The sequence below is a fragment of the uncultured Corynebacterium sp. genome, from assembly GCF_902489365.1.
Taxonomy (GTDB): domain Bacteria; phylum Actinomycetota; class Actinomycetes; order Mycobacteriales; family Mycobacteriaceae; genus Corynebacterium.
Map to the genome: position 1 here is coordinate 1 of NZ_CABTZR010000147.1, position 2,595 is coordinate 2,595.

Here is a 2,595-nt window from a genome sequence, read left to right on the forward strand (position 1 = left end):
AGGCGTGCCGTGGGCATCTCATTGAACCAGTGGCGCAGCGCGCCGCCGATGCCCGCGCCGACGTTCTTGTCCAGCAGCTTGTAATCGAGGATAAAATCACGCCCGCCCGGGGTGGCCAGGGTTTCCTCCAGGAGCGTGTGCATCTCCAGCACCTCGACGCCGTAGCTGCGCAGCTTGGTGACGAACTCCGCGTGATGCTTCTTGGCTTCGTCGACCCAGAGGACGTCGTCGAAAAGCAGCTCCGCACAATTGCGGGGAGTCAGCCTCTCGTGGGCGAGGCCTGGTGCACACACCATGACCTGGTGGAGCTTGCCGACCTCGGACCAGACGCCCAGCGGGGGAGTTGCCATCTGAGTGAACCTTTCTCGATGCGGGTACGCTGTGCCATCCAGTTGCGTGGTGAGTAGGGGCACCCGGGGTTGCGATGTGTGAACTAGACGACAAGCTTAAGAAAAGTTCGCACTTTTTCAAGCTCCCGCCGGTAGGGAACCCCCACGTAGGTGCAGGTTTTGCGGCTGTGCGCATACTATTATCCGCGTTTATTCACGTGGTACAGGTGAGTACACGGTGAGGCCTACGCCGCGCTTGTCGACGCCCATCCCTCCGCCACTGCGGCAACACCCGCGCTGGCAGCGGCGGCATTGCCTGGCGAGCTAGATGAATAACTTTGAAAGGAATGGAAACTCTGCCCGAATAGTAGAGAAGTAAACGCGTGGGGGTAGTTGTGGCGTGCAGTCTCCGGGGCGAGCGTGTGCTCACTATTGGGAGTCGAAGTCTTCAGCTATGAGACTCGCTGCGTGCTCGCGGAGGTAGTCGCGTAAGTACGGCAAGGCGAAATCGACTTCGCCGTGGCCCGTGGTGGTGATCATTTCGGCGTCGAGAAGCCGGCGGCGATAGTTGCCTACATAAGAATCAGTCTTATTGAAGCGTGCCTTGATATCCGCCATCTTGGAAGGGCCATCGCTTTGGGCCATGTAAACCAAAAAGCTTCGGTCGACGGGGGAGAGATCCGAGAGTGCAGGCTCATGAACAAGTTGGCCGAGCTTGCGCTGTGCAGTTGCGACTCCGCGCCGGGCAGCGTCGACGGAGATTTCGGCGCCTCCATCCGACGTGCGTTCCTTTTCCCTGAATGAGCACTGGCCGACTAGCTGAATCATGAATGGATATCCATGGCACGCTTCAACCGCGGTATCCAATGCATCCTGTGACCATGAGGTCGCCGTGCTGTGAAGGGGTTCCTCCAGTGCTTCACGTACATCCGAATCGGAGACCCTGCCTAGCTCAATGCGGTTAGCGCGTCGAAGAAAGGTTACTGGATTAGCGTCGCCACGACTGTTCAGCTTCCCGGAAAGCAGCGGTCTAATTGAGGATGGGATGCCTGCCATGACAACGGAGATGTCTTCGCCTTCGCGAACCAGATGTTGAATCGTAGCGCCGAACTCTATGAGCTCCTGGCTGCGTTGGTGGTGCATTTCATCCAAAGTTACGAGAACACCACCAGGCTCCTGGCGGGATTTTCGGTCGAGTTCGCGCTTATAAGCCAGTAAATCCTTCAGTGCATTGCGCAGTGAATATGTGGACTCTGCAATAGCTCGAGTATCCCAATTGAGCCCGCCTCCAATGCCGAGGATAGAGACGTTAAGACCTTTGAGCTGCTTCCTGTCCCGGGACAGGCGTTGGATGATGTCACTACGCAAGCGTTCAACAAAACCGGTCGTTGCAGTATCGCTGAGCGTGAGCCAACCGCGCTCGAGCGCTTCGTCTTCGAAGGCGTTGAGAAGGACTGTCTTTCCGATGCCGCGTGGTCCGATGATGAGTGAGATCCTCTCATGGGCACCGGGGCCTTCATCGAGTGCAAAACCGAAATCACGGATGGCATCGCTGCGGCCAACCAACAACGGGGGAGTGGCACCGAAGGTAGCCCTAAAAGGATTGGTGCGCTTCGGCTTCATGGCCCTCACTTTAGACCACGAGACTTTTGAAGTCTTGTGAAGTTTATGAAGTGTATGAATTCTTTGAAGTTTATGAAGAGCTGTGAAGTTTGAAGAAGGGGCCGCGCCACTATCAATAGGAACTGGCGGCGCGGCCCCGGAGTGATAGGGAAGAAGGGCGGAATCTCAGCCTTGAATCCCAGCCTTTCCGTGTAGGGGCATCGTTGACATTAGGAGAGGGGCCGGACATCGCTGCGAATGATTCGAACGCGCGGATCGAACATCCAGTCAGACAAAACGCCAAGTAAGCACGTGCTTGGTCAACAGCATTCATGAGCCACGTACTGTAAACGTATGGCTCAGGACGCTTTGGAACCTATATCGGAACTGCCCCGCGGCGAGTTCGCCTTTCCGGGCCCGCTTCGCGACGCCCTCGTCACCGCCATCCTGGACGGCATCAAGACCACCACGTCATTCTTACTGGTTGAGCACCCGCGCGACCACGACCCGCACGAGGGCGTAGGTTCCCTTGAAGCCGTGCTCGATTCACACGACAACGTGGTCTGCGTCATCCGCACCACCGAGGTCCAGGTCCGCCGGCTCGCCGACGTCAGCGACGAGCATGCTATCGCCGAGGGCGAGGGCTACGCTGATGCCAGCGAAT

Annotated in this window: 3 protein-coding genes; 1 reads left to right on the top strand and 2 read right to left on the bottom strand. The window is 57.6% G+C overall.

What is annotated here, in order from left to right:
* Both RDN59_RS11935 and RDN59_RS11940 read right to left on the bottom strand, forming a co-directional pair.
* Positions 1-350, bottom strand: a 350-nt coding sequence (locus tag RDN59_RS11935) for an arginine deiminase family protein (protein ID WP_308608023.1), incomplete at its 3' end; no start/stop codon positions are given.
* A 408-nt stretch (positions 351-758) separates the two neighbouring features.
* The gene (locus RDN59_RS11940; protein WP_308608024.1) at positions 759-1,952 is read right to left on the bottom strand and encodes an ATP-binding protein; all 1,194 of its coding nucleotides are present in this window, start codon (positions 1,950-1,952) and stop codon (positions 759-761) included.
* A 333-nt stretch (positions 1,953-2,285) separates the two neighbouring features.
* Between RDN59_RS11940 and RDN59_RS11945 the strand changes: the two genes are divergently transcribed.
* On the top strand, positions 2,286-2,595 hold a 310-nt coding region (locus tag RDN59_RS11945), incomplete at its 3' end, for an ASCH domain-containing protein (protein ID WP_308608025.1).

What these genes read in the sequence shown, in the direction of transcription:
- RDN59_RS11940 (WP_308608024.1), bottom strand. Translation starts at nt 1,952, where the DNA reads ATGAAGCCGAAGCGCACCAATCCTTTTAGGGCTACCTTCGGTGCCACT.